The 22070-nt window shown below is 73.3% G+C and carries 26 protein-coding genes; 21 read left to right on the forward strand and 5 right to left on the reverse strand.

Going from position 1 to position 22070, the window contains the following annotated elements:
• Positions 1–10: 10 nt before the first annotated feature.
• The 4 genes from ybaK to ACFVGS_RS28340 form a co-directional block, all read right to left on the reverse strand.
• Positions 11–517, reverse strand: coding sequence for a Cys-tRNA(Pro) deacylase (ybaK, locus tag ACFVGS_RS28325; protein ID WP_384422573.1), 507 nt, complete (start codon positions 515–517; stop codon positions 11–13).
• A 28-nt stretch (positions 518–545) separates the two neighbouring features.
• Entirely contained in the window at positions 546–1283 is a 738-nt protein-coding gene (locus tag ACFVGS_RS28330; RefSeq protein WP_384422575.1) for an LON peptidase substrate-binding domain-containing protein, read from the reverse strand.
• A gap of 5 nt (positions 1284–1288) precedes the next feature.
• Positions 1289–2365, reverse strand: coding sequence for a hypothetical protein (locus tag ACFVGS_RS28335; RefSeq protein ID WP_385694384.1), 1077 nt, complete (start codon positions 2363–2365; stop codon positions 1289–1291).
• 217 nt (positions 2366–2582) lie between these two features.
• Complete coding sequence (locus ACFVGS_RS28340; protein ID WP_385694387.1) at positions 2583–4184, reverse strand: oxidoreductase; 1602 nt, start codon at positions 4182–4184, stop codon at positions 2583–2585.
• A 173-nt stretch (positions 4185–4357) separates the two neighbouring features.
• Here ACFVGS_RS28340 and hisD point away from each other — a divergent pair, with 173 nt between their 5' ends.
• From hisD to ACFVGS_RS28390, 10 genes are all read left to right on the forward strand, one after another.
• Positions 4358–5692, forward strand: coding sequence for a histidinol dehydrogenase (gene hisD / locus ACFVGS_RS28345; protein ID WP_385694390.1), 1335 nt, complete (start codon positions 4358–4360; stop codon positions 5690–5692).
• Positions 5689–6822 carry a histidinol-phosphate transaminase gene (locus ACFVGS_RS28350; protein ID WP_384422586.1) on the forward strand — a complete coding sequence of 378 codons (1134 nt, stop codon included), beginning with the start codon at positions 5689–5691 and terminating at the stop codon, positions 6820–6822. Before hisD ends, ACFVGS_RS28350 begins: the two co-directional genes overlap by 4 nt.
• On the forward strand, positions 6819–7412 hold the full coding sequence (gene hisB / locus ACFVGS_RS28355; RefSeq protein WP_030492957.1) for an imidazoleglycerol-phosphate dehydratase HisB: 594 nt from the start codon (positions 6819–6821) through the stop codon (positions 7410–7412). The genes ACFVGS_RS28350 and hisB overlap by 4 nt, the downstream gene beginning before the upstream one ends.
• A gap of 2 nt (positions 7413–7414) precedes the next feature.
• Positions 7415–7579, forward strand: a complete 165-nt coding sequence (locus ACFVGS_RS28360) for a hypothetical protein (protein WP_370411956.1) — start codon at positions 7415–7417, stop codon at positions 7577–7579.
• Entirely contained in the window at positions 7576–8223 is a 648-nt protein-coding gene (hisH, locus tag ACFVGS_RS28365; RefSeq protein ID WP_384422589.1) for an imidazole glycerol phosphate synthase subunit HisH, read from the forward strand. The genes ACFVGS_RS28360 and hisH overlap by 4 nt, the downstream gene beginning before the upstream one ends.
• Positions 8224–8240: 17 nt before the next feature.
• On the forward strand, positions 8241–8963 hold the full coding sequence (gene priA / locus ACFVGS_RS28370) for a bifunctional 1-(5-phosphoribosyl)-5-((5-phosphoribosylamino)methylideneamino)imidazole-4-carboxamide isomerase/phosphoribosylanthranilate isomerase PriA (RefSeq protein WP_384422591.1): 723 nt from the start codon (positions 8241–8243) through the stop codon (positions 8961–8963).
• Positions 8960–9355 (forward strand): RidA family protein, encoded by a 396-nt coding sequence (locus ACFVGS_RS28375; protein ID WP_384422594.1) that lies wholly within the window; start codon positions 8960–8962, stop codon positions 9353–9355. Before priA ends, ACFVGS_RS28375 begins: the two co-directional genes overlap by 4 nt.
• Positions 9352–10107 carry an imidazole glycerol phosphate synthase subunit HisF gene (gene hisF / locus ACFVGS_RS28380; RefSeq protein ID WP_384422596.1) on the forward strand — a complete coding sequence of 252 codons (756 nt, stop codon included), beginning with the start codon at positions 9352–9354 and terminating at the stop codon, positions 10105–10107. The genes ACFVGS_RS28375 and hisF overlap by 4 nt, the downstream gene beginning before the upstream one ends.
• 116 nt (positions 10108–10223) lie before the next feature.
• The gene (locus tag ACFVGS_RS28385; RefSeq protein WP_384422599.1) at positions 10224–10811 is read left to right on the forward strand and encodes an ArsR/SmtB family transcription factor; all 588 of its coding nucleotides are present in this window, start codon (positions 10224–10226) and stop codon (positions 10809–10811) included.
• A 5-nt stretch (positions 10812–10816) separates the two neighbouring features.
• Positions 10817–12148: an MFS transporter gene (locus ACFVGS_RS28390; RefSeq protein WP_385694395.1), complete on the forward strand. Its 1332-nt coding sequence runs from the start codon at positions 10817–10819 to the stop codon at positions 12146–12148.
• A gap of 7 nt (positions 12149–12155) precedes the next feature.
• Here the strand turns inward: ACFVGS_RS28390 and ACFVGS_RS28395 are convergent, their stop codons facing one another.
• Entirely contained in the window at positions 12156–12791 is a 636-nt protein-coding gene (locus tag ACFVGS_RS28395; RefSeq protein ID WP_384422603.1) for a TIGR03085 family metal-binding protein, read from the reverse strand.
• A gap of 84 nt (positions 12792–12875) precedes the next feature.
• On the opposite strand from ACFVGS_RS28395, the gene hisI reads away from it, so the two are divergent.
• The 11 genes from hisI (at position 12876) to lgt (ending at position 22027) form a co-directional block, all read left to right on the forward strand.
• Positions 12876–13244 carry a phosphoribosyl-AMP cyclohydrolase gene (gene hisI, locus ACFVGS_RS28400; protein WP_384422606.1) on the forward strand — a complete coding sequence of 123 codons (369 nt, stop codon included), beginning with the start codon at positions 12876–12878 and terminating at the stop codon, positions 13242–13244.
• Positions 13245–13255: 11 nt separating this feature from the next.
• Positions 13256–14749 (forward strand): anthranilate synthase component I, encoded by a 1494-nt coding sequence (locus ACFVGS_RS28405; protein WP_385694398.1) that lies wholly within the window; start codon positions 13256–13258, stop codon positions 14747–14749.
• Between the two features lie 25 nt (positions 14750–14774).
• The gene (locus ACFVGS_RS28410; RefSeq protein WP_384422610.1) at positions 14775–15431 is read left to right on the forward strand and encodes a TIGR02234 family membrane protein; all 657 of its coding nucleotides are present in this window, start codon (positions 14775–14777) and stop codon (positions 15429–15431) included.
• Positions 15432–15578: 147 nt separating this feature from the next.
• Entirely contained in the window at positions 15579–15839 is a 261-nt protein-coding gene (locus tag ACFVGS_RS28415) for an HGxxPAAW family protein (protein ID WP_384422613.1), read from the forward strand.
• 82 nt (positions 15840–15921) lie between these two features.
• Positions 15922–16416 (forward strand): DUF2752 domain-containing protein, encoded by a 495-nt coding sequence (locus ACFVGS_RS28420; RefSeq protein ID WP_385694402.1) that lies wholly within the window; start codon positions 15922–15924, stop codon positions 16414–16416.
• 121 nt (positions 16417–16537) lie between these two features.
• Positions 16538–17347 (forward strand): indole-3-glycerol phosphate synthase TrpC, encoded by an 810-nt coding sequence (gene trpC, locus ACFVGS_RS28425; protein WP_384422615.1) that lies wholly within the window; start codon positions 16538–16540, stop codon positions 17345–17347.
• Positions 17348–17354: 7 nt separating this feature from the next.
• A complete protein-coding gene (trpM, locus tag ACFVGS_RS28430) occupies positions 17355–17633 on the forward strand; it encodes a tryptophan biosynthesis modulator TrpM (protein WP_385694405.1) in 279 nt (92 codons plus the stop codon).
• Positions 17634–17955: 322 nt separating this feature from the next.
• The gene (trpB, locus tag ACFVGS_RS28435) at positions 17956–19203 is read left to right on the forward strand and encodes a tryptophan synthase subunit beta (RefSeq protein ID WP_384422619.1); all 1248 of its coding nucleotides are present in this window, start codon (positions 17956–17958) and stop codon (positions 19201–19203) included.
• Complete coding sequence (trpA, locus tag ACFVGS_RS28440) at positions 19200–20021, forward strand: tryptophan synthase subunit alpha (protein WP_384422622.1); 822 nt, start codon at positions 19200–19202, stop codon at positions 20019–20021. Before trpB ends, trpA begins: the two co-directional genes overlap by 4 nt.
• A 64-nt stretch (positions 20022–20085) precedes the next feature.
• Entirely contained in the window at positions 20086–20934 is an 849-nt protein-coding gene (locus ACFVGS_RS28445; RefSeq protein WP_384422624.1) for a DsbA family protein, read from the forward strand.
• 88 nt (positions 20935–21022) lie between these two features.
• Positions 21023–22027 carry a prolipoprotein diacylglyceryl transferase gene (lgt, locus tag ACFVGS_RS28450; RefSeq protein WP_385694410.1) on the forward strand — a complete coding sequence of 335 codons (1005 nt, stop codon included), beginning with the start codon at positions 21023–21025 and terminating at the stop codon, positions 22025–22027.
• The last annotated feature ends 43 nt before the right edge of the window (positions 22028–22070 follow it).

Raw genomic sequence — 22070 nt, forward strand, 5'->3', positions numbered from 1 at the left:
CGTTCCCGCGTCAGCCGCGGCCGATGGGGGCCAGGACCGCGTTCGTGAGGGCCGCCAGGTCCTGCGGGGCCAGTTCGACCTCCAGGCCGCGGCGGCCCGCGGAGATGCAGATCGTCTCGTGGCCGGACGCCGAGTCGTCCAGGACCGTGCGCAGCCGCTTGCGCTGGCCGAGCGGCGAGATGCCGCCGCGCACGTAGCCGGTGGTGCGCTCGGCCGCGGCCGGGTCCGCCATCGCCGCCCGCTTGCCGCCGACCGCCGAGGCCAGCGCCTTCAGATCGAGCTGCCCGGCGACGGGGACGACGGCGACCGTCAGCTCGCCGTCCACGTCCGCGACCAGCGTCTTGAACACCCGGTCCGGGGAGACGCCCAGCGCCTCCGCGGCCTCCTCGCCGTACGAGGCCGTCGCCGGGTCGTGGTCGTACGCGTGCAGCGTGTACGGCGTGCCCGCGGCCGTCAGCGCGACCGTGGCCGGGGTCCCGCCGCCGCTCCCGCCGTTCTTCTTCTGCTTCTTCGCCACGCAGGGCCCTCCTCGTTCGGTGCTTCGCTCAGTTCGGGCTGGTCGGTGCGCGGGTCAGCTCCACCGCCGGGAGCGAGGGGAGATGGCGCAGCACCGCCGTCTCCGAGCGGAGCAGGGTCAGTTCCTCGCGCAGCCGGGTCGCCGTGTCCGGCGCCTGGAGCAGCCGCTGCTTGGCCGGGATGTCGAGGACGGCCGCCGCGGCGACCAGGTACGACACGACCGAGGGGTCGTCCGGCAGCTCGCTCGTCGTCATCGACCGCTCCCGGGCGCCCGCGAGCCGCTTCTGGTACGAGCGGAAGGCGCGCAGCACGCCCTCGGCCAGCGCGTCCGCGTCCTCGCCCCGTTCCTCGGGGATCTCCTGGACCTCCGCGGTGAGGAACGGGCCGCTCGCGTCGACGGACAGCAGCTTCACGCGGACGGTCCCGGTGACCATCACCTCGAAGCCGCCGTCGGCGCGCTGCCGGATCGACGCCGCGTCGGCCACACAGCCGACCCGGTGGAAGGCCTGGATCGGGTCCGGCCCGAAACCGGCCGCGGGGCCCTTCTCCGGCAGCGCCGTCTGGTCCGGCAGGCCCGGTGCCGTCGGCGCGACCTCACGGCCGTCGCGGATCGCCACGACGGCGAAGCGCCGCGGCTCGGACTCGTCCGTGCGGAGCAGCTCGCGCATCATGGCGCGATAACGCTCCTCGAAGACGTTCAGCGGCAGCACGAGTCCCGGGAACAGCACCGTGTTCAGCGGGAAGAGAGGCAGGCGGGCGGTGGTCACAGCGGTCAAGCGTAATGGCCGCCGGGCCCGCCCCCGTCGGCCCGTCCCGCAACCGCCGGAAGGACCTCCGGCGGCCGTCCGGCCGCGGCGCTCAGCGGGGTGCGGCGCGCCACCTCCCGGACGGTGAGGGCGCGTGCGTCCAGGAAGCCGCGCAGCGGGTCCTCGGCGACCAGCGTCCACGGGAACGTGGTGGCCTGCGGCCCGATCCGGCCGAACTCCGCCAGGGCGTCGTGCCAGCGGCCGCGCGCCACCAGGACGTGCACCAGGAGGTTGCGCACCTCGGCCGGCCACAGGTCGCCCGCGGGGTACTCCGCCGACAGCGCGAGGGCCCGGTCGGCCGCCGCGTCGATCCGGTCGGCCGGCACGCCGTGCTCGGGCCCGGGCCCCGCGAGCAGTTGGGCGAAGGCCGCCCGCACCGGCAGGGCCTGCGCGAGCGAGCCGGGCAGCGCGTCCTCCGCGGCCTGCTCGGCGAAGTCGAAGCACTCGCGGTGCGAGCCGTACCACTGCGCCGACAGGTACTTCAGCGCGGCCACGTGGCTGGCGTAGTGGTGCGGGGCACGGCGCACGGCCTGCTCCCACAGCGTCTCGAAGACCGTGTGCCCGGCGTGGGTGCCGCGCGCGTGGTCCAGGGCGAGCCGCCACGGCACCGGGTCGCGCGGCGCGGCCTCGGCCGCCGCCTCGATCAGCGGCCCGAGCTCGCGCAGCCGCTCGGCCCTGGCCGGCGACCCCCAGGCGCGGCGGACCGCCAGCTGCGCCTTGACGAGCAGGGCGTCCGGGTCGCGCGGCGCGGTCGACAGCCAGTGTTCGAGCCAGCCGTCCCTGCGGTACGCGAAGGCGCTCAGGCGCGTGACGTAGCGGTCCCGGTCCTCCCACTCGGCGGCGTCCCGCGTGGTGGCGAGCAGCTTGGCCGCCGGCTCCGGGTCGGCGAGGGCGGCGGCCACCAGCGCCGGGGCGAGCCGCCCGTCCGGCGCGTCGAGCAGCACGTCGTCGTCCGGCGCCAGGGCGGCGGCGAGCCGCGGGGCGTGCCGGACCATGCGGGTGGTGCCGATCAGGGCGCGGAGCAGTGACATGGTGCGAAACATTGAAAACCGCAGGTGAGGGCCGCGCCAGAGGGGGACTGTGAAGCTTTGGTGGCGGCGGGAAGGTTGTGCTGACGGGGGTCAAGACACCGTAAAGAAAGGGGCGAATCGGTGCTCGCACCACCCCCCCGTCCGCACAACCGGAAGCCGCCAGCCCTGCGCGACCCGCAGCCCCGGCGCGGCCGTCAGCCCCTGCGCGCGGGCAGCCCCGGCGCGGCCGTCAGCCCCTGCGCAGCAGCCGCGACGCGCCCGCCGCCACCGTCGTCGCGAGCACCCAGCCCAGCAGGATCAGCGCCGTGGACGCCCACTGCCAGAAGCCCTCCAGCCGCCAGTAGCCCACCTGTCCCAGGTCGATCACCGGAAGCAGCAGGTCGAGCGCGTACAGCGTGGCGTTCCAGTGCGGCGACTCGCCCGGCTTCAGCGGCACCGCGTCGTAACGCGAGAAGGCCACCGTGCCCGCCGCCCACAGGACGGCCATCCACAGCGCCGCCCGGCCGGGACGGTAGCCGTACGCCACCGTCAGGTCCTGGACCCAGCCCCACAGCTTCCCGGCCACCGGCAGCGTCTCCCGGCGCCTCCGCTGCTTGGCGAGCAGCACCTCACGGGCGTCGGCGTCCTCCCCGCTGCTGCGCAGCACCGTCGCCAGGCGCTCGTACGGCTCCGGCGCGTACTCCGGAGTGGCCGCCGCGACCCACTCCAGGCGCCGGGCCAGCGGGAAGTGCCCGTACGGCACCAGGTTCTCGTAGACGAACCCGCCCATCGCGAGCCCGCCCGGACCGGGCCAGCTGCTGGCGAGGTCGATGAGCGTCACCACCTTCGCCCCGTTGAGCACCACCCGGCCCTCCTCGGGGCGCTCCCCGTTGAAGCGCAGCTCCGGGGTGACGATCCGGCGCAGCGACAGCTCCTCCCGGCGCGAGCCGTCGAGCACGAACCGGGCGTAGTGCAGGTCGACCGAGTCGCCGAAGCGGCCGTCGTCCAGGCGCACCCCGCCGTGGCACTCGACCGGCTTGCGCCGCGCACCCTGCGCCGGCGTCACCCCGTAGGGCGGGGTGGCCGTCGCGTGCCCCGAGGTCTCGTAGACCCAGGCCGCGTTCAGGTAGAGCGTGCGCTCCACCGTGAGCTGCGGCGCGTTCAGCGCGCGGCGCTGCTGGGCGCCGCGCAGCACGCTGCCCCGCAGGCTCAGCGACACGCCGACCTTCGCGCCGCGCAGGCTCAGCTCGCCGTACGTCTCGATCAGCTCGGCCTGGAGGTCCTGTGCGACCACCATGCCGTCCGCCGTGATCGCCCGGCCGCGGCGGTCCGGCCACACCCGGATCTGGTTGATCAGCAGGTCCGTGCCGATCTGCGCGTCCGTCAGCCGGATGCCCCGCTCGACCCGGCAGCGCGGCAGATGGAGGTCGCCCTCGGTGTGCAGCCGCGCCGCCTCCAGGCGCGGTATCGCGCACTCCACCATCCGCAGCGTCCCGAAACGGGCCTCGGGAAGCACCACCTCGCCGTCGAAACGGCAGCCGTGCAGCTCCACGTACGGCCCTATCGTGCCGCCGGCGAGATACAGCACCCCGGTGATCCGCGCCCCGCGCAGCTTCAGCGCCGCGACCCGCCCGGACACGGCCGGCGGCCCGTCGAGCAGCAGCAGCGCCACGATCTCCGCCCGGACACTGCGCTCCGGCCCCCACGCCGTCCGCAGCGCGAACGGATCGTCCCGCTCGGCGACCCCCTCCCTCAGGTCACAGGTCCCGCCCACCCGGAACGCCCTCCACATGGCCCGCTCCGGCCGGGTCAGGTCCTCGGGCATCCCGTCGTCCTCGCGCGGCTCGGTCACTGCCGCCCCCTCGCTTCCCACGATTCCGTTTCCCCGGATTCGTACAGCCGTTCTTCCCGCTGAGTGACGGACTGAACGCTAACGGTCAGGAGTGGCGACAAGACGCCAGAGTGGCCCGTATCAGCCAGTGATACGGGCGTCCGACGCCGTGGGCCGTCTGAGAGAATTGACCCGTGATCTCTCGAATCGATCTGCGCGGCGAGGCCCTCCCCGAGGGTTCCGCCCTGCGTGACCTGCTGCCCCGTGCCGAGTTCGACGTGGAAGCCGCCCTGGAGAAGGTGCGGCCGATCTGCGAGGACGTCCGGCATCATGGCGCGGCGGCCGTGATCGACTACGGGGAGAAATTCGACGGCGTCCGCGTCCCGGGCCTGCGCGTCCCCGCCGAGGCGATCACCCGCGCCCTCGACGAGCTCGACCCGGCCGTCCGCGCGGCCCTCGAGGAGTCCATCCGCCGCGCCCGTCTCGTCCACCGCGAGCAGCGTCGCACCACCCACACCACCCAGGTCGTGCCCGGCGGCACCGTCACCGAGAAGTGGATCCCCGTCGAGCGCGTCGGCCTGTACGTGCCGGGCGGCCGCTCGGTCTACCCGTCATCCGTCGTGATGAACGTCGTCCCGGCCCAGGAGGCCGGCGTCGAGGGCCTCGCCGTGGCCTCGCCCCCGCAGAGGGAGTTCGGCGGGCTGCCGCACCCGACGATCCTCGCCGCCTGCGCCCTCCTCGGCGTCGACGAGGTCTACGCGGCCGGCGGCGCCCAGGCCATCGCCATGTTCGCCTACGGCACCGACGGCCCCGAGGGCTGCGCCCCCGTCAACCTGGTCACCGGCCCCGGCAACATCTACGTCGCCGCCGCCAAGCGCCTCCTCAAGGGCCGCATCGGCATCGACGCCGAGGCCGGACCGACCGAGATCGCGATCCTCGCGGACTCCACGGCCGACCCGGTCCACGTCGCCGCCGACCTGATCAGCCAGGCCGAGCACGACCCGATGGCCGCCTCCGTCCTCGTCACCGACTCCGAGGAGCTGGCCGGGGCCACCGAGGCCGAGCTGAAGACCCAGGTCGCCGCCTCCAGGCACGTCGACGACCGGATCGTCCCGGCACTGACCGGAAAGCAGTCCGCGATCGTCCTCGTCAAGGACCTCGCCGACGGCCTCAAGGTCGTCGACGCGTACGGCGCCGAGCACCTGGAGATCCAGACCGCCGACGCCGCCGCCGTCGCCGACCGGGTCCGCAACGCGGGCGCGATCTTCGTCGGCCCCTGGGCGCCGGTCTCGCTCGGCGACTACTGCGCGGGCTCCAACCACGTGCTGCCCACCGGCGGTTGCGCCTGCCACTCCTCCGGCCTGTCCGTGCAGTCCTTCCTGCGCGGCGTCCACGTCGTGGACTACACGCGCGACGCCCTCGCCGAGGTCGCCCACCATGTGGTGACCCTCGCCGAGGCGGAGGACCTCCCGGCGCACGGCGCCGCGATCAAGGCAAGGTTCGGCTGGAAGGTGCCGGAGAGCAAGTGACCGACAAGAACGACACCATCCGGATCGACGATCTTCCGATCCGTGACGAGCTGAAGGGCAAGTCCCCCTACGGCGCGCCCCAGCTCGACGTGCCCGTCCAGCTGAACACCAACGAGAACCCCTACCCGCTGCCCGAGCCCCTGGTGGCCCGGATCGCGGAGCGGGTCGCCGAGGCCGCCCGCGGCCTCAACCGCTACCCCGACCGGGACGCCGTCGAGCTGCGCACCGAGCTCGCCCGCTACCTCACCCGCACCACCGGGTACGAGGTCGCCCGGGAGAACGTGTGGGCCGCCAACGGCTCCAACGAGGTCCTCCAGCAGCTGCTGCAGACCTTCGGCGGCCCCGGCCGCACCGCGATCGGCTTCGAGCCCTCGTACTCGATGCACGCCCTGATCGCCCGCGGCACCGGCACCGGCTGGATCTCCGGCCCGCGCAACGAGGACTTCCGCATAGACCTCGCGGCGGCCGAGCAGGCCATCGCCGAGAACGCGCCGGACGTCGTCTTCGTCACCTCGCCCAACAACCCCACGGGGACGGCGGTCGAGGCGGAGACCGTCCTCGCGCTGTACGAGGCGGCCCAGGCCGCCAAGCCCTCGCTGGTGGTCGTCGACGAGGCGTACGTGGAGTTCAGCCACCGGGACTCGCTGCTGCCCCTGATCGAGGGCCGCCCGAACCTGGTGATCTCCCGGACCATGTCCAAGGCCTTCGGCGCCGCCGGACTGCGTCTGGGCTACCTCGCCGCCCACCCCGCCGTGGTCGACGCCGTCCAGCTGGTCCGCCTGCCCTACCACCTCTCCGCCGTCACCCAGGCCACCGCGCTCGCCGCCCTGGAGCACACCGACACCCTCCTCGGGTACGTCGAGCAGCTCAAGGCCGAGCGTGACCGCCTGGTCGCCGAGCTGCGCGCCATCGGCTACGAGGTCACCGAGTCCGACGCCAACTTCGTCCAGTTCGGCCGCTTCGACGGAGCCGAGGGCTCCCACGAGGCCTGGCGGAAGATCCTCGACCGCGGCGTCCTGGTCCGGGACAACGGCGTACCGGGCTGGCTGCGGGTCACCGCCGGCACCCCCGAAGAGAACGACGCGTTCCTCGACGCGGTTCGTGAGCTGAAGAAGGAGCAGAACGCATGAGCCGCGTAGGCCGCGTTGAGCGCACCACCAAGGAGACGTCCGTCGTCGTCGAGATCGACCTCGACGGCACCGGAAAGGTCGACGTGTCGACCGGGGTCGGGTTCTACGACCACATGCTCGACCAGCTCGGCCGGCACGGTCTCTTCGACCTGACCGTGAAGACCGACGGCGACCTCCACATCGACTCGCACCACACCATCGAGGACACCGCCCTCGCGCTGGGCGCCGCCTTCAAGCAGGCCCTCGGCGACAAGGTCGGCATCTACCGCTTCGGCAACTGCACCGTCCCGCTGGACGAGTCGCTCGCCCAGGTCACCGTGGACCTCTCCGGCCGCCCCTACCTGGTGCACACCGAGCCCGAGAACATGGCGCCGATGATCGGCTCCTACGACACCACGATGACCCGGCACATCCTGGAGTCCTTCGTCGCCCAGGCGCAGATAGCGCTGCACGTCCACGTCCCGTACGGGCGCAACGCGCACCACATCGTCGAGTGCCAGTTCAAGGCCCTCGCCCGCGCCCTGCGCTACGCCTCCGAGCGCGACCCGCGCGCCGCCGGCATCCTCCCGTCGACGAAGGGCGCCCTGTAACCGTGAACGGCCTCTCCACCGTCCTCATCGTCGTCGGGCTCTTCCTCCTCGGCGGCATCTACTCCTTCGTCAAGCAGCAGATGCCCAAGGGCCTCATCGTGCTGCTCTCCATCGGCGCCGTGATGTGTCTGTCGGCCGGCGTCCTGCGTCTGGACGTGTGGTCATGACGGCGGGCGCTCCCAAGAAGGTCGTCGTCTTCGACTACGGCTTCGGCAACGTGCGCTCCGCCGAGCGGGCGCTCGCCCGGGTCGGCGCGGACGTCGAGATCACCCGCGACTACGAGAAGGCGATGAACGCCGACGGACTCCTCGTCCCGGGCGTCGGCGCCTTCTCCGCCTGCATGCAGGGCCTCAAGGAGGCCCGCGGCGACTGGATCGTCGGTCGCCGGCTGTCCGGCGGCCGGCCCGTCATGGGCATCTGCGTCGGCATGCAGATCCTCTTCGCCCGCGGCATCGAGCACGGCGTCGAGACCGAGGGCCTCGACGAGTGGCCCGGCACCGTCGAGCCGCTCGACGCGCCCGTCGTGCCCCACATGGGCTGGAACACGGTCGACGCGCCCGCCGACAGCGAGCTGTTCGCGGGCCTGGACGCCGACGCCCGGTTCTACTTCGTGCACTCCTACGCGGTGCGCGACTGGACCCTGGAGATCGGCAACCCGAACATGCGCGCGCCGAAGGTCACCTGGGCCACCCACGGCGAGCCGTTCGTCGCCGCCGTCGAGAACGGTGCCCTGTGGGCCACCCAGTTCCACCCCGAGAAGTCCGGCGACGCCGGCGCCCAGCTCCTCACCAACTGGATCGGAACCCTGTGACAGCGTCGACTGCAAACGTGCTCGAACTCCTCCCCGCCGTCGACGTCCGCGACGGCCAGGCGGTCCGCCTCGTGCACGGCGAGTCCGGCACCGAGACCTCCTACGGCTCCCCGCTGGAGGCCGCCCTCGCCTGGCAGCGCTCCGGCGCCGAGTGGCTGCACCTGGTCGACCTGGACGCCGCCTTCGGCACCGGTGACAACCGCGAGCTGGTCCGCCAGGTGGCCGAAGCGATGGACATCAAGGTCGAGCTCTCGGGCGGCATCCGCGACGACGCCTCGCTCGCCGCGGCCCTGGCCACCGGCTGCACCCGGGTGAACCTGGGCACCGCCGCCCTGGAGACGCCCGAGTGGGTCGCCAAGGTCATCGCCGAGCACGGCGACAAGATCGCCGTCGGTCTGGACGTGCGCGGCACCACCCTGAAGGGCCGCGGCTGGACCCGCGACGGCGGCGACCTCTACGAGACGCTGGCCCGCCTCGACTCCGAGGGCTGCGCCCGCTACGTCGTCACCGACATCGCCAAGGACGGCACGCTGCAGGGCCCGAACCTGGAGCTGCTGCGGAACGTCTGCGCGGCCACCGACAAGCCCGTCGTCGCCTCCGGAGGCGTGTCCTCGCTGGACGACCTGCGGGCCCTGGCCGGGCTCGTGCCGCTGGGCGTCGAGGGCGCGATCGTCGGCAAGGCGCTCTACGCGAAGGCCTTCACCCTCGAGGAGGCCCTGGAGGCGGTGGCGTCCGTATGACCGGCGTCGAACGCGTGCGGAGCGGCAGCCCCTGGGAGGACGTCTTCGGCTTCTCCCGGGCCGTCGCCGCGGGGGACCGGGTGGTCGTCGGCGGCACCACGTCCTTCAAGGGCACGGTGCTGTACGGCGAGGGCGACCCCTACGAGCAGGCCAAGGTGGCCTTCGCCACCGCCCTCGAGGCCATCGCCGAGTTCGGGCTCGGCCCGGAGACGGTGATCCGCACCCGGATGCTGCTGACCCATGCCCGGGACGTCGACGCCGTGGGCCGCGCCCACCAGGAGGTCTTCGGCGACGTGCGCCCCGTGACGACCCTGATGGTCGTCGAGGGCTTCGTCGACCCCCGCATCCTCGTCGAAGTCGAGCTCGAGGCCTACCGAGGAGCGTCGTCATGAGCCTCGCCGTACGCGTGATCCCCTGCCTGGACGTGGACAACGGCCGGGTCGTCAAGGGAGTCAACTTCCAGAACCTGCGCGACGCGGGCGACCCCGTCGAGATGGCCAAGCTGTACGACGCCGAGGGCGCCGACGAGCTGACCTTCCTCGACATCACGGCCTCCTCCGGCAACCGGGAGACCACCTACGACGTGGTGCGCCGCACCGCCGAGCAGGTCTTCATCCCGCTCACCGTGGGCGGCGGCGTGCGCTCGGCGGAGGACGTCGACAAGCTGCTGCGGGCCGGTGCGGACAAGGTGGGCGTGAACACGGCCGCCATCGCGCGCCCCGAGCTGATCCAGGAGATCGCGGAGCGCTTCGGCCGCCAGGTGCTGGTCCTGTCGGTGGACGCCCGGCGTACGGCCTCCGGCTCCTTCGAGGTGACGACGCACGGCGGCCGCAAGGGCACCGGCATCGACGCCGTCGAGTGGGCGCACCGGGCCGCCGAGCTCGGCGCGGGGGAGATCCTGCTCAACTCGATGGACGCCGACGGGACGAAGGACGGCTACGACACCGAGATGATCGCGGCCGTGCGCAAGCACGTGACCGTGCCGGTGATCGCCTCAGGCGGTGCGGGCAGGCTGTCCGACTTCCCGCCGGCCATCGCGGCAGGCGCGGACGCGGTGCTCGCGGCCTCCGTCTTCCACTTCGGCGACCTGCGGATCGGCGAGGTCAAGCAGACGCTGCGGGAAGCGGGCCACGAGGTCCGCTGAGCCGCGTTCCGCTTCGTCGAAGGGCCCCTGCGGGGGCCCTTCTTCGTCACCAGTTGCACAGGATTATTTGTGCAATTTCCGTTGCGCAAGATTTCTTTCATATCTACGGTCGGGGCATGACCTCGCAGGAGAACCGCAGGATCACCGACGCCGGCACCCTCAAGGCCATCGCGCACCCGCTGCGCATGCGCCTCTACCGCGCCCTCTTCGTCGCCCGCACCGCCACCGCCTCGCAGCTCGCCGACCAGGTCGACGAGGCGGTCTCGCTCGTCAGCTACCACCTGCGCAAGCTCGCCGAGCACGGCCTCATCGAGGAGGCCGAGGCACAGTCCGCCGACGGCCGCGAGCGCTGGTGGCAGCCCAGCTCGTACGGGTTCAGCATCCACGAGGAGGACGTCGCCGCCGCCCCCGAACTCGCCGCCGCGAGCGCCGCCTTCGGCCGTACCGTCAACGAACAGCGCACCGAGATGCACCGCCGCTTCCTCGACGAGCGCCACACCTGGTCGCAGGAGTGGCGCACCGCGTCCATCAGCTCGGAGTGGCTGCCCCGCCTCACCGCCGCCGAACTCGCCGCGCTCGGCGAGGAGCTCGAAGCCGTCCTCAGGAAGTACGACCAGGCCGCCCGCGCCGCCGAGGCCGCCGGCGACACCGAGGGCCGCGAGAACGTCGCCGTCCACCTCCACGGCTTCCCGTACCGGGGCTGACCGCGATGCCTGAGACCGGCACCAAGCCCGAGGCCGCGGCCGACATTCGCACCGGCACCGAGCCCGAGACCGGCACCAAGACCGGATCCGCGGCCCCGCCCGCCACCGCCCCGGCGCCCGTCGCCCGTCCCGCCCACCGCGACCCCCGGGTCCTGCGCTGGCTCGGCGCCTTCACCGCCTCCACGCTCGGCGACAGCGTCTTCTACCTCTCCCTGTCCTGGGCCGCCGTCAGCAGCGGCACCCCCGCACAGGCCGGTCTCGTCACCGCCGTCTCCGCCGTGCCCCGCGCCCTGCTCATGCTCGTCGGGGGAGTGGTCGCCGACCGGCTCGGCCCGCGCCGGGTCGTCCTCGTCTCCGACACCGTCCGCTGCGCCGTCACGCTCGGCCTCGCCGCCGTCCTCCTCCTCGCCTCGCCCGGCCTGTGGATCCTCGCCGCCGTCGCCCTCGTCTTCGGCACCGTGGACGCCCTCTTCCTCCCGGCGGTCGGCGCCCTCCCGCCCCGCATCGCCGAGCGCGACCAGCTCGCCCGCGTCCAGGGCATGCGCGGCATCGCCCACCGCGTCGGCGCCGTCCTCGGCGGCCCGCTCGGCGGCCTCGCCGTCGCCGTCAGCGGCTCCGCGGGGGCCTTCGCCCTCGCCGGAGCGCTCTTCGCCCTCTCCCTGCCGCTGCTCTGGACGCTGAGGCTCCGCACGCTGCCCGGCGAGGACTCCACCGCCCCGCGCAAGGGCACCGCCCTGCGCGACCTCGCCGACGGCCTGCGCTACCTCCGCGGCCACAAGGTGCTCGGCCCGGCGATGATCGTGGTCCTGCTCAGCGACCTCGGCTTCGTCGGCCCGCTCAACGTCGGCCTCGCGATCCTCTCCGAGCAGCGCGGCTGGGGCGCCCCCGGCATCGGCTGGATCCTCGCCGGTTTCGGCGCGGGCGCGGGCGCCGCCTCCCTGCTGCTGACCGTCAGGGGTCGGGTGTCCCGGGCCGGTCTCGTCCAGGGCCTGACCATGGTCGCCGGAGCCGGCTCGATCGCGGCGCTCGCCCACGTGCCCCGGCTGCCCGCCGCCGTCCTCGTCGCGCTGTCCATCGGCCTGCTCGCCGGACTCTCCGGCGTCCTGTGCAACGCCGTCATCCAGACCGCGTGCGACCCCGCCTATCTGGGCCGGGTGAGCTCCGTCGCCGCACTCGGCAGCCTCGGCATCGCCCCGCTGAGCTTCCCGCTCACCGGCGCGGCCATCGGCCTGTGGGGCACGGGCCCGGTCTTCGTCGCGAGCGCCGCCGTCTGCGCCCTCAGCGGTGTCTACGGCCTCGCCGTCCCGGCGCTGCGCCGCGCCGAACTGCCGGAGTAGCCCCGGCTCAGATCCCCAGCTGCTTCGTCTCGTGCAGCCGGTCCACGGCCTGCTGCTCGCCGTCCAGCGCCACCTTCGCCGCGTCCTGCCGCCCGAACAGGAACATGAGGAGCTCGCCCGGCTCCCCGGACACCGTCACCACCGGGGTGCCGCGGCGCGCGACCACCGTCCGCCCGTCCGGGCGGCGCAGCACCAGACCCACCGGGGCCTTGCGGCCCACCAGCCGCGCCGACTTCTCCAGCCGGGACCACAGGGTGTCCGCGAAGACCGGGTCCAGCTCCCGCGGCGACCAGTCCGGCTGCGCCCGGCGCACGTCCTCGGCGTGCACGTAGAACTCGACCACGTTCGCGGCCTCGTCCACCTGCTTGACGGTGAACGGGGACAGCCGGGGCGGCCCCGTACGGATGAGCTGGACCAGCTCCTCGTACGGCTTCTCGGTGAACTCCGCCGTCACCCGGTCCAGCCGGCTCTTCAGCACCGGGACGAGCGAACCCGCCGCCGCGTCCGGGCGGCGCTCCCGCACCACCACGTGCGCCGCCAGGTCTCTGGTCCGCCAGCCCTCGCACAGCGTCGGGGCGTCCGGGCCGGCCGCCTCCAACAGGTCCGCGAGCAGAAGCCGTTCACGCTTGGCATGGGTCGACATGCCCGCCAGCGTACGACCGCGGCCGCCGGTCCGCCCAGTGGACGCACCGCCGGACGGCACCCCCGGTCACGGCACAATGGCGCCATGAGCACCACGCCCCGGACCCCCAGCGACCTCGACCCGGCCGTCGCCGCCCGCCTCAAGCGCAGCCCCGACGGACTGGTCCCCGCCATCGCCCAGCAGTACGACACCGGCGAGGTGCTCATGCTCGGCTGGATGGACGACGAGGCCCTGCACCGCACCCTGACCACCGGCCGGGCCACCTACTGGTCCCGCAGCCGCCAGGAGTACTGGGTCAAGGGCGACACGTCGGGCCACGTGCAGCACGTCAGGTCGGTCGCCCTCGACTGCGACGCCGACACCCTCCTCGTCAAGGTCGACCAGGTCGGCGCCGCCTGCCACACCGGCGCCCGGACCTGCTTCGACGCCGACGTCCTCCTCGCGGCCGAGTAGGGTCTGGCGCCATGGATCTCGAGACCTTCCGCAAGCTGGCGGCCGACCGCCGCGTCATCCCCGTCAGCCGCAGGCTCCTCGCGGACGGCGACACCCCGGTCGGGCTCTACCGCAAGCTCGCCGCCGAACGCCCCGGCACCTTCCTCCTCGAATCCGCGGAGAACGGCCGCAGCTGGTCCCGCTACTCCTTCATCGGCGTGCGCAGCGACGCCACGCTGACGGTGAAGGACGGCGAGGCCCACTGGCTCGGCACGCCGCCCGTCGGCGTCCCCGTCGACGGCGACCCGCTGGCCGCCCTGCGCGCCACCGTCGAGACCCTGCACACCCCGCGCGACCTCGCGTCCGGCATGCCGCCGTTCACCGGCGGCATGGTCGGCTACCTCGGCTACGACATCGTCCGCCGCCTGGAGCGCATCGGCGAGCACGGCCGCGACGACCTGAAGCTGCCCGAGCTCACCATGCTGCTCACCAGCGACCTCGCCGTCCTCGACCACTGGGACGGCACGGTGCTGCTGATCGCCAACGCGATCAACCACAACGACCTGGACACCGGCGTCGACGAGGCGCACGCGGGAGCCGTCGCCCGCCTCGACGCGATGGAGGCCGACCTGGCCCGCCCCGTCGCCACCACCCCCGCCGCCCTTCCGGAGTCCGCCCTCCCCGAGTACACGGCCCTCTGGGGCGGCCCCGCCTACCAGGACGCCGTCGAGGACATCAAGGAGCGCATCCGGGCGGGCGAGGCCTTCCAGGTCGTGCCCTCCCAGCGCTTCGAGACCCCCTGCTCGGCCTCCGCCCTGGACGTCTACCGGGTGCTCCGGGCCACCAACCCGTCCCCGTACATGTACCTGTTCCGCTTCGACAACGGCTTCGACGTCGTCGGCTCCTCGCCCGAGGCCCTGGTCAAGGTCGAGGACGGGCACGCCATGCTCCACCCCATCGCCGGCACCCGGCACCGCGGCGCCACGCCGCAGGAGGACCACGACCTCGCCGAGGAACTGCTCGCCGACCCCAAGGAGCGGGCCGAGCACCTCATGCTCGTCGACCTCGGCCGCAACGACCTCGGCCGGGTCTGCGAACCCGGCTCCGTCGAGGTCGTCGACTTCATGTCGATCGAGCGCTACTCGCACGTCATGCACATCGTCTCGACGGTGACGGGCAAGGTCGCCGAGGGCAGGACGGCCTTCGACGTCCTCACCGCCTGCTTCCCGGCCGGCACCCTCTCCGGCGCGCCGAAGCCCCGCGCCATGCAGATCATCGAGGAACTGGAGCCCTCGCGCCGCGGCCTCTACGGCGGATGCGTCGGCTATCTCGACTTCGCCGGCGACTCCGACACCGCCATCGCCATCCGCACCGCGCTGCTGCGCGACGGCACCGCGTACGTGCAGGCCGGAGCGGGTGTGGTCGCCGACTCCGACCCGGTCGCCGAGGACAACGAGTGCCGCAACAAGGCCGCCGCGGTGCTCCGCGCCGTCCACACGGCGAACCGGATGCACACGACCGGATGAACGAGCGGTGCGCCGGTAGGGGATAGTGGGGTACGTGAGTGCTGTACCCGTACCCCAGCCCCGAGCCGCCCGACCGGGCGGCGCCGCCTCCTCCGGCGCCCGCCGCAGCCTGGCCGCGGCCCTGCTGCTCGGCGCCCTCGGAGCCACCGTCGTACTGCTCTCCGCGGGCCAGATCTGGGCCGAGGGCACCGCGGCCGTCGGCGGCGGCACCGTGCCCGTCGAGGCCGACGGCGGAGCCGTCACCGGCGTGCCGACCGCCCTCGCGATCGTCGGCCTCGCCGCGCTCGTCGCCGTCTTCGCGGTCCGCCGCACCGGCCGCACCATGGTCGCCGCGCTCCTCGCCCTGAGCGGCGCCGGAGCGGCCCTCGCCGCCGTCCTCGGCGCCTCCGACAGCTCCGCGCTGAACGCCGAGGCCGCCAGGATCAGCGGCAACACGGCCGCCGCCGTGGGCAGCCTCAGCCACACCGTCTGGCCGTACGTCACCGCGGCCGGCGCCGTCCTCATCCTGGCCGCCGGACTCTTCGCGCTGCGCTTCGGCAAGTCGTGGCCCGCCATGGGCGGCCGCTACGAGCGCTCCGGCGCCCCCCGCGCCGCCCGCCGCCCCGCGGCCGTCGACCCGGACCGTCCCGAGGACCTCTGGAAGGCCCTCGACCGCGGCGAGGACCCGACGCACGGAGGCTGAGCCGGCCTCCTCCCGGTACGGTGACGGCGACGTGACCACGACGTGACCGCGACGCGTGATCGTTCGGGCACCCCCGATGCATCACGGCGCCCGCATGTACGGAAGAATGAGGCGTCACCACCGAGCAACACCAACGAGGAGCAACTCATGGCGGGCAGCGCCCACGGACACACCCCGGCCGCCTGGACCGGTGTCATCATCTCCTTCATCGGCTTCTGCATCGCCGGAGTCTTCATGGTGGCCGCCAACGTGCCCGGTTTCTGGGCCGGCATCGGTGTCATCCTCCTCGGCGGTGTCGTCGGCGGCGCGATGAAGATCGCGGGCATGGGCATGCCGAAGGAATCCGCCGACGTCGTGGCCGCCCGCGAGGCCGCCACGCGCAGCGCGCTCGAGCGGGCCGGCGCCTGATCACCCGGCCCCGGTTCACCACGAAGGCGCAGTCCCGCGACGCGGGGCTGCGCCTTCGTGCCGTACGGGCGAGAATCACCGGGTGGACCCGAACCCCACGGCGGGAGCCGTGACCGAGCCCGAGCACACCGGCCACGGCGCGTACGGGCCGTACGCGCCGCCCCCGTTCCCGCCGCCGCGGCCGCTCGCCCGGCGGCTTCTCGCGCCGCTGGGCACGCTCGCCGCGGTCGCCGCCGCCTTCGCGTACGTCGGGACCGTCGACCCCAACGAACCCGGCCACTACCCCGTCTGCCCGCTGCTGCGCTTCACCGGCGTCTACTGCCCCGGCTGCGGCGGACTGCGCAGCGCCCACGCCTTCGTCCACGGCGACCTGGGCGCCGCCCTCGGCGCGAACGCCCTCGCCGTCATCGGCTACGGCGTCTTCGCCGTCGTCATGGCGCTCTGGCTGGTTCGTGCCGTCCGCGGGCTCCCCATGCGCGTGGCGGTCTCCCCGGTCCTGTGGTGGGGCGTCGGCGGCGTTCTCGCCCTGTTCACGCTCGTCCGGAACCTTCCCTTCGGCTCCGCGCTCGCCCCGTGAACCCGCCCGAAGTCCCAGCAGATGGGACGCGACGCCGACCGATGCGGGTCAGCGGCCCACCTGCGGATACCATCGACGTGGCTGAACCGTGTTCATCGAATCCCGGAAGGGGGCCTCTCGCGTGAGTGTGCTCGACGAGATCATCGAAGGCGTGCGCGCCGACCTCGCAGAGCGGCAGGCGCGGGTCTCCCTCGACGAGCTCAAGGAGCGCGCCGCAAAGGCCCCGCAGGCCAAGGACGGTGTCGCCGCGCTGCGCGGTGACGGCGTCAAGGTGATCTGCGAGGTCAAGCGCTCCAGCCCGTCCAAGGGCGCGCTCGCCGCCATCGCCGACCCGGCCGGTCTCGCCGCCGACTACGAGGCGGGTGGCGCCGCCGTCATCTCCGTCCTCACCGAGCAGCGCCGCTTCGGAGGCTCGCTCGCGGACCTGGAGGCGGTCCGCGCCAGGGTCGACATCCCCGTCCTGCGCAAGGACTTCATCGTCACCGCCTACCAGCTGTGGGAGGCCCGGGCCTACGGCGCGGACCTCGCGCTGCTGATCGTCGCCGCCTTGGAGCAGGAGGCGCTGGTCTCCCTCATCGAGCGGGCCGAGTCCATCGGCCTGACCCCGCTGGTCGAGGTCCACGACGAGGAAGAGGTCGAGCGGGCCGTCGATGCGGGCGCCCGCATCATCGGCGTCAACGCCCGCAACCTCAAGACCCTCAAGGTCGACCGCTCCACCTTCGAGCGCGTCGGGCCCGAGATCCCGGCCGGCATCGTCAAGGTCGCCGAGTCCGGTGTCCGCGGCCCGCACGACCTGATCGCGTACGCCAACGCCGGCGCCGACGCGGTCCTGGTCGGCGAGTCCCTGGTCACCGGCCGCGACCCGAAGGCCGCCGTCGCCGACCTGGTCGCCGCCGGCGCCCACCCGGCCCTGCGCCACGGCAGGGGCTGACCGGGCCATGACCCTCCGCCACGACACGCCGCCGCACGTCCCGGGCCCCGATGCCCGGGGCGCGGTCGGCGCGCCGTCGGCGGTGGGTGCCGCGCCCGGGCGCCGCACCCTGCTCCGTACCGCCTCCGTGCCCGCCCACGCCCCGCTCGCCCGCGGCTGCCGCCCACGCGGCTGCCGCGCGCCGGCGCGCCGTGTGCACGGGCGCCGGGTGCGTTATGTGATCGGCGACGAGCCGGGCCAGGTCAACGGCATGCGATGGCGCCCGCGCTCAGCGCGCGTTTCCTGACACCTCGCAGCCCGAACCGGCCCGCACCTCTCGCCGGCCCGCGTCGGCCCGCGCCGTCATGCCACGGCGGCCCGCCCCCGTGCGGGCCTTCCCCACGCGTGACCGTCCAGGCGCGGAAGCCTGGCCCGGCAAGGGGCGCCGTCCGTCGTGCCCAGCCGTTCCTCCCCCAAGGACTTCGTCCAGGGGGGACCCCCAGCGGAACGACTGCCCGTGACGGAGGGGCGGACGCCCGACGGGTTGCCGTACGTGAGGGGCACGCGCGCATAACGTGACCACCAACCGCACGTCATCGGGGCCCATCCGCCCCGCGAGGAGCAACCGCATGTCCAGCGAGTTCTTCATTCCCGACCCGGAGGGTCAGGTCCCGTCCGCCGAGGGGTACTTCGGTGCCTACGGCGGCAAGTTCATCCCGGAGGCCCTCGTCGCCGCCGTCGACGAGGTCGCCGTCGAGTACGACAAGGCCAAGCACGACCCCGAGTTCGCGCGCGAGCTCAACGACCTGATGGTGAACTACACCGGCCGCCCCTCCGCCCTCACCGAGGTCCCGAGGTTCGCCGAGCACGCCGGAGGCGCCCGGGTCTTCCTCAAGCGCGAGGACCTCAACCACACCGGCTCGCACAAGATCAACAACGTGCTCGGTCAGGCCCTGCTCACCAGGCGCATGGGCAAGACCCGGGTCATCGCGGAGACCGGCGCCGGGCAGCACGGTGTCGCCACCGCCACCGCCTGCGCCCTGTTCGGCCTCGACTGCACCATCTACATGGGCGAGATCGACACCCAGCGGCAGGCCCTCAACGTCGCCCGCATGCGCATGCTCGGCGCCGAGGTCATCGCCGTGAAGTCCGGCAGCCGCACCCTCAAGGACGCCATCAACGAGGCGTTCCGCGACTGGGTCGCCAACGTCGACAACACCCACTACCTCTTCGGCACCGTCGCGGGACCGCACCCCTTCCCCGCCATGGTCCGCGACTTCCACCGCGTCATCGGTGTCGAGGCCCGCCGGCAGATCCTCGAGCGCGCCGGACGCCTGCCCGACGCGGCCGTCGCCTGCGTCGGCGGCGGATCCAACGCCATCGGCCTGTTCCACGCCTTCATCCCGGACTCCTCCGTCCGGCTGATCGGCTGCGAGCCGGCCGGCCACGGCGTCGAGACCGGCGAGCACGCCGCGACGCTCACCGCCGGCGAGCCCGGCATCCTCCACGGGTCCAGGAGCTACGTCCTCCAGGACGAGGAGGGGCAGATCACCGAGCCGTACTCGATCTCGGCCGGCCTCGACTACCCCGGCATCGGCCCCGAGCACGCCTTCCTCAAGGACAGCGGCCGCGGCGAGTACCGGGCCGTCACCGACGACGCCGCCATGCAGGCACTGCGCCTGCTCTCCCGTACCGAGGGCATCATCCCGGCCATCGAGTCGGCGCACGCCCTCGCCGGGGCGCTGGAGGTCGGCAAGGAGCTCGGCAGGGACGGGCTGCTCGTCGTGAACCTCTCCGGGCGCGGCGACAAGGACATGGACACCGCCGCCCGCTATTTCGGCCTTTACGACAACGGCGCCGAGGGGGGCTCCCAGTGACGACCGGCAACATCCAGCTGCTCAGCGACACCCTCGCCAAGGCGAAGGCCGAGAACCGCGCCGCGCTCATCGCGTACCTGCCGGCCGGCTTCCCGACCGTCGACGGCGGCATCGCCGCGATCAAGGCGGTCTTCGACGGCGGCGCCGACGTCGTCGAGGTCGGCCTGCCCCACAGCGACCCGGTCCTCGACGGCCCGGTCATCCAGACCGCCGACGACATCGCGCTGCGCGGCGGCGTGAAGATCGCCGACGTGATGCGCACGGTCAAGGAGGCCCACGCGGCCACCGGCAAGCCGGTCCTCGTCATGACGTACTGGAACCCCATCGACCGGTACGGCATCGAGCGCTTCACCGAGGAGCTCGCCGCGGCCGGCGGCGCGGGCTGCATCCTGCCCGACCTGCCGGTGCAGGAGTCCGCCGTGTGGCGGGAGCACGCCGACAAGCACGGTCTCGCCACCGTCTTCGTCGTCGCCCCCAGCAGCAGGGACGAGCGCCTGGCCACCATCACCGCGGCCGGTTCCGGCTTCGTCTACGCCGCTTCCCTGATGGGCGTCACCGGCACCCGCGAGTCGGTCGGCGAACAGGCCGCCGACCTGGTCCGCCGCACCCGGGCCACCAGCGAGCTGCCCGTCTGCGTGGGCCTCGGCGTCTCCAACGCCACCCAGGCCGAGGAGGTCGCCGGCTTCGCCGACGGCGTCATCGTCGGGTCCGCCTTCGTCAAGCGGATCCTCGACGCGGGCGGCGACGAGGCGGCCGCGCTCGGCGCCGTAAGGGAACTGGCGGCCGAACTCGCCGAGGGAGTCCGCCGCAGGAAGTAACCCATACGGGTGGATTCGGGACCGGGGAGGCACGCGCGTGCCTCCCCGGTTCGTTCTCGTGGGCGTGAGCGAGAAGAACCGTGACGGTAACCGGAGCGCGCGGGAGCGCCTCCAGCAGCAGCGCGAGCGCGAGAAGGCCCGCGAGAAGCAGCGCCGCGTCCTCATCGTGTCGGCGGCGGTGGTCGGCGTCCTCGGCCTGGCCGCGGTCGTCGGCGTGATCGCGGCCAACAGCGGAGGCAAGGACAGCTCGGACAAGGCCGGACCCGTCGTCGCGCCGGCCGGCGCCGTCGGCGGCGACAAGCCCGCCATTCCCCAGGGCAGACCGGACGCCCCGTCCACGCTCGCCGTCTGGGAGGACTTCCGCTGCCCCGCGTGCGCCCAGTTCGAGAACTTCTTCCGGGACACGATCCACGAACTGGAGGCCTCCGGCGCGGTCAAGGCCGAGTACCACCTCGCCACCCTCATCGACGGCAACCTGGGCGGCAGCGGCTCGCTGCGCGCCGCGAACGCCGCCGCCTGCGCCCAGGACGCCGGGAAGTTCACCGCGTACCACGACGCGCTGTACGTGAACCAGCCGCAGGAGACCGACGACGCCTACGCCGACAACGCCAAGCTCGTCGAGCTCGCCGCGAAGGTCCCCGGGCTCGACACGCCCGCCTTCCGCAGCTGCGTCGAGGACGGCACGCACGACGGCTGGGTCAAGAAGTCGAACGACGCCTTCCGCAGCAGCGAGTTCACCGGCACGCCGTCCGTGCTGCTCAACGGAGAATCGATCTTCCCGAAGAAGGGGGACGAGCAGATCTCCGTGGAGAACCTGAAGAAGTGGGTCGCCGAGGCCAACAAGGGCAAGAAGGCCGGCACCGCCTCCCCGGCCGCCGGATCCCCGGGCGCCGGGGCCGCCGCCGGCCGCTGAGCGCCGGAGTGGTTCCCGACGGCGTTACGGAGAAGTTGCCGGGCTGGCTGCCGTACGGCCCGCCCGGCAAGGTAGCGTCGGTCCTGCCATGGACCTTGCCTTCATTCCCAGCCCGTCGACCGGCGTGATCCACCTCGGACCGATCCCGCTGCGCGGCTATGCCTTCTGCATCATCATCGGTGTCTTCGTCGCCGTCTGGCTCGGCAACAAGCGCTGGATCGCCCGGGGCGGCACTGCCGGCACCGTGGCCGACATCGCCGTCTGGGCCGTGCCCTTCGGCCTCGTCGGCGGCCGGCTCTACCACGTGATCACCGACTACCAGCTGTACTTCAGCGAGGGTGAGAACTGGGTCGACGCCTTCAAGATCTGGGAGGGCGGCCTCGGCATCTGGGGCGCCATCGCGCTCGGTGCCGTCGGCGCCTGGATCGGCTGCCGCCGCCGCGGCATCCCGCTCCCCGCCTACGCGGACGCCATCGCGCCCGGCATCGCCCTCGCCCAGGCCGTCGGCCGCTGGGGCAACTGGTTCAACCAGGAGCTGTACGGCAAGCCGACCGACCTGCCGTGGGGCCTGGAGATCAGCGCCGGCGCCAACCGGGTCGAGGGCGTCTACCACCCGACCTTCCTCTACGAGTCGCTGTGGTGCATCGGCGTCGCGCTCCTCGTCATCTGGGCCGACCGCCGCTTCACGCTCGGCCACGGCCGCGCCTTCGCGCTCTACGTCGCCGCGTACTGCGCCGGCCGGGGCTGGATCGAGTACATGCGCGTGGACGAGGCCCACCACATCCTCGGCCTGCGGCTGAACGTGTGGACCGCGATCATCGTGGGCCTGCTGGCCGTCGCCTACATCGTGATCTCGGCGAAGGTGCGCCCCGGCCGCGAGGAGACCGTCGAGCCGAGGAAGGCCGTGGACGGCGAGAAGGCCGGTCCCGCCGCGGGCGAGGCCGACAAGGCCGCGGAGGACGTCGACGGCGCGTCGGCCGGGGACGCCGCTCCGGGTGACGCGGAGGCCATCGCGGACGACGTGCCCGCCGAGGGCGTGAAGGACAAGGACAAGGACGGTGCCGGGAACGGCGCCGGGGCCGGCGGGCGCTGACCCCCCGGGAGACATGGCGGAGGGCCGCCGGGACCGACAGGTC

Source organism: Streptomyces sp. NPDC127114 (genome assembly GCF_042677525.1).
GTDB lineage: Bacteria > Actinomycetota > Actinomycetes > Streptomycetales > Streptomycetaceae > Streptomyces.

Coding starts and splice junctions, on each gene's coding strand:
- ACFVGS_RS28335 (WP_385694384.1), bottom strand. CDS start 2,365: ATGTTTCGCACCATGTCACTGCTCCGCGCCCTGATCGGCACCACCCGC.
- hisB (WP_030492957.1), top strand. CDS start 6,819: ATGAGCCGCGTAGGCCGCGTTGAGCGCACCACCAAGGAGACGTCCGTC.
- hisH (WP_384422589.1), top strand. CDS start 7,576: ATGACGGCGGGCGCTCCCAAGAAGGTCGTCGTCTTCGACTACGGCTTC.
- ACFVGS_RS28375 (WP_384422594.1), top strand. CDS start 8,960: ATGACCGGCGTCGAACGCGTGCGGAGCGGCAGCCCCTGGGAGGACGTC.
- hisF (WP_384422596.1), top strand. CDS start 9,352: ATGAGCCTCGCCGTACGCGTGATCCCCTGCCTGGACGTGGACAACGGC.
- ACFVGS_RS28385 (WP_384422599.1), top strand. CDS start 10,224: ATGACCTCGCAGGAGAACCGCAGGATCACCGACGCCGGCACCCTCAAG.
- ACFVGS_RS28390 (WP_385694395.1), top strand. CDS start 10,817: ATGCCTGAGACCGGCACCAAGCCCGAGGCCGCGGCCGACATTCGCACC.
- ACFVGS_RS28395 (WP_384422603.1), bottom strand. CDS start 12,791: ATGTCGACCCATGCCAAGCGTGAACGGCTTCTGCTCGCGGACCTGTTG.
- hisI (WP_384422606.1), top strand. CDS start 12,876: ATGAGCACCACGCCCCGGACCCCCAGCGACCTCGACCCGGCCGTCGCC.
- ACFVGS_RS28405 (WP_385694398.1), top strand. CDS start 13,256: ATGGATCTCGAGACCTTCCGCAAGCTGGCGGCCGACCGCCGCGTCATC.
- ACFVGS_RS28415 (WP_384422613.1), top strand. CDS start 15,579: ATGGCGGGCAGCGCCCACGGACACACCCCGGCCGCCTGGACCGGTGTC.
- trpM (WP_385694405.1), top strand. CDS start 17,355: ATGACCCTCCGCCACGACACGCCGCCGCACGTCCCGGGCCCCGATGCC.
- trpB (WP_384422619.1), top strand. CDS start 17,956: ATGTCCAGCGAGTTCTTCATTCCCGACCCGGAGGGTCAGGTCCCGTCC.
- lgt (WP_385694410.1), top strand. CDS start 21,023: ATGGACCTTGCCTTCATTCCCAGCCCGTCGACCGGCGTGATCCACCTC.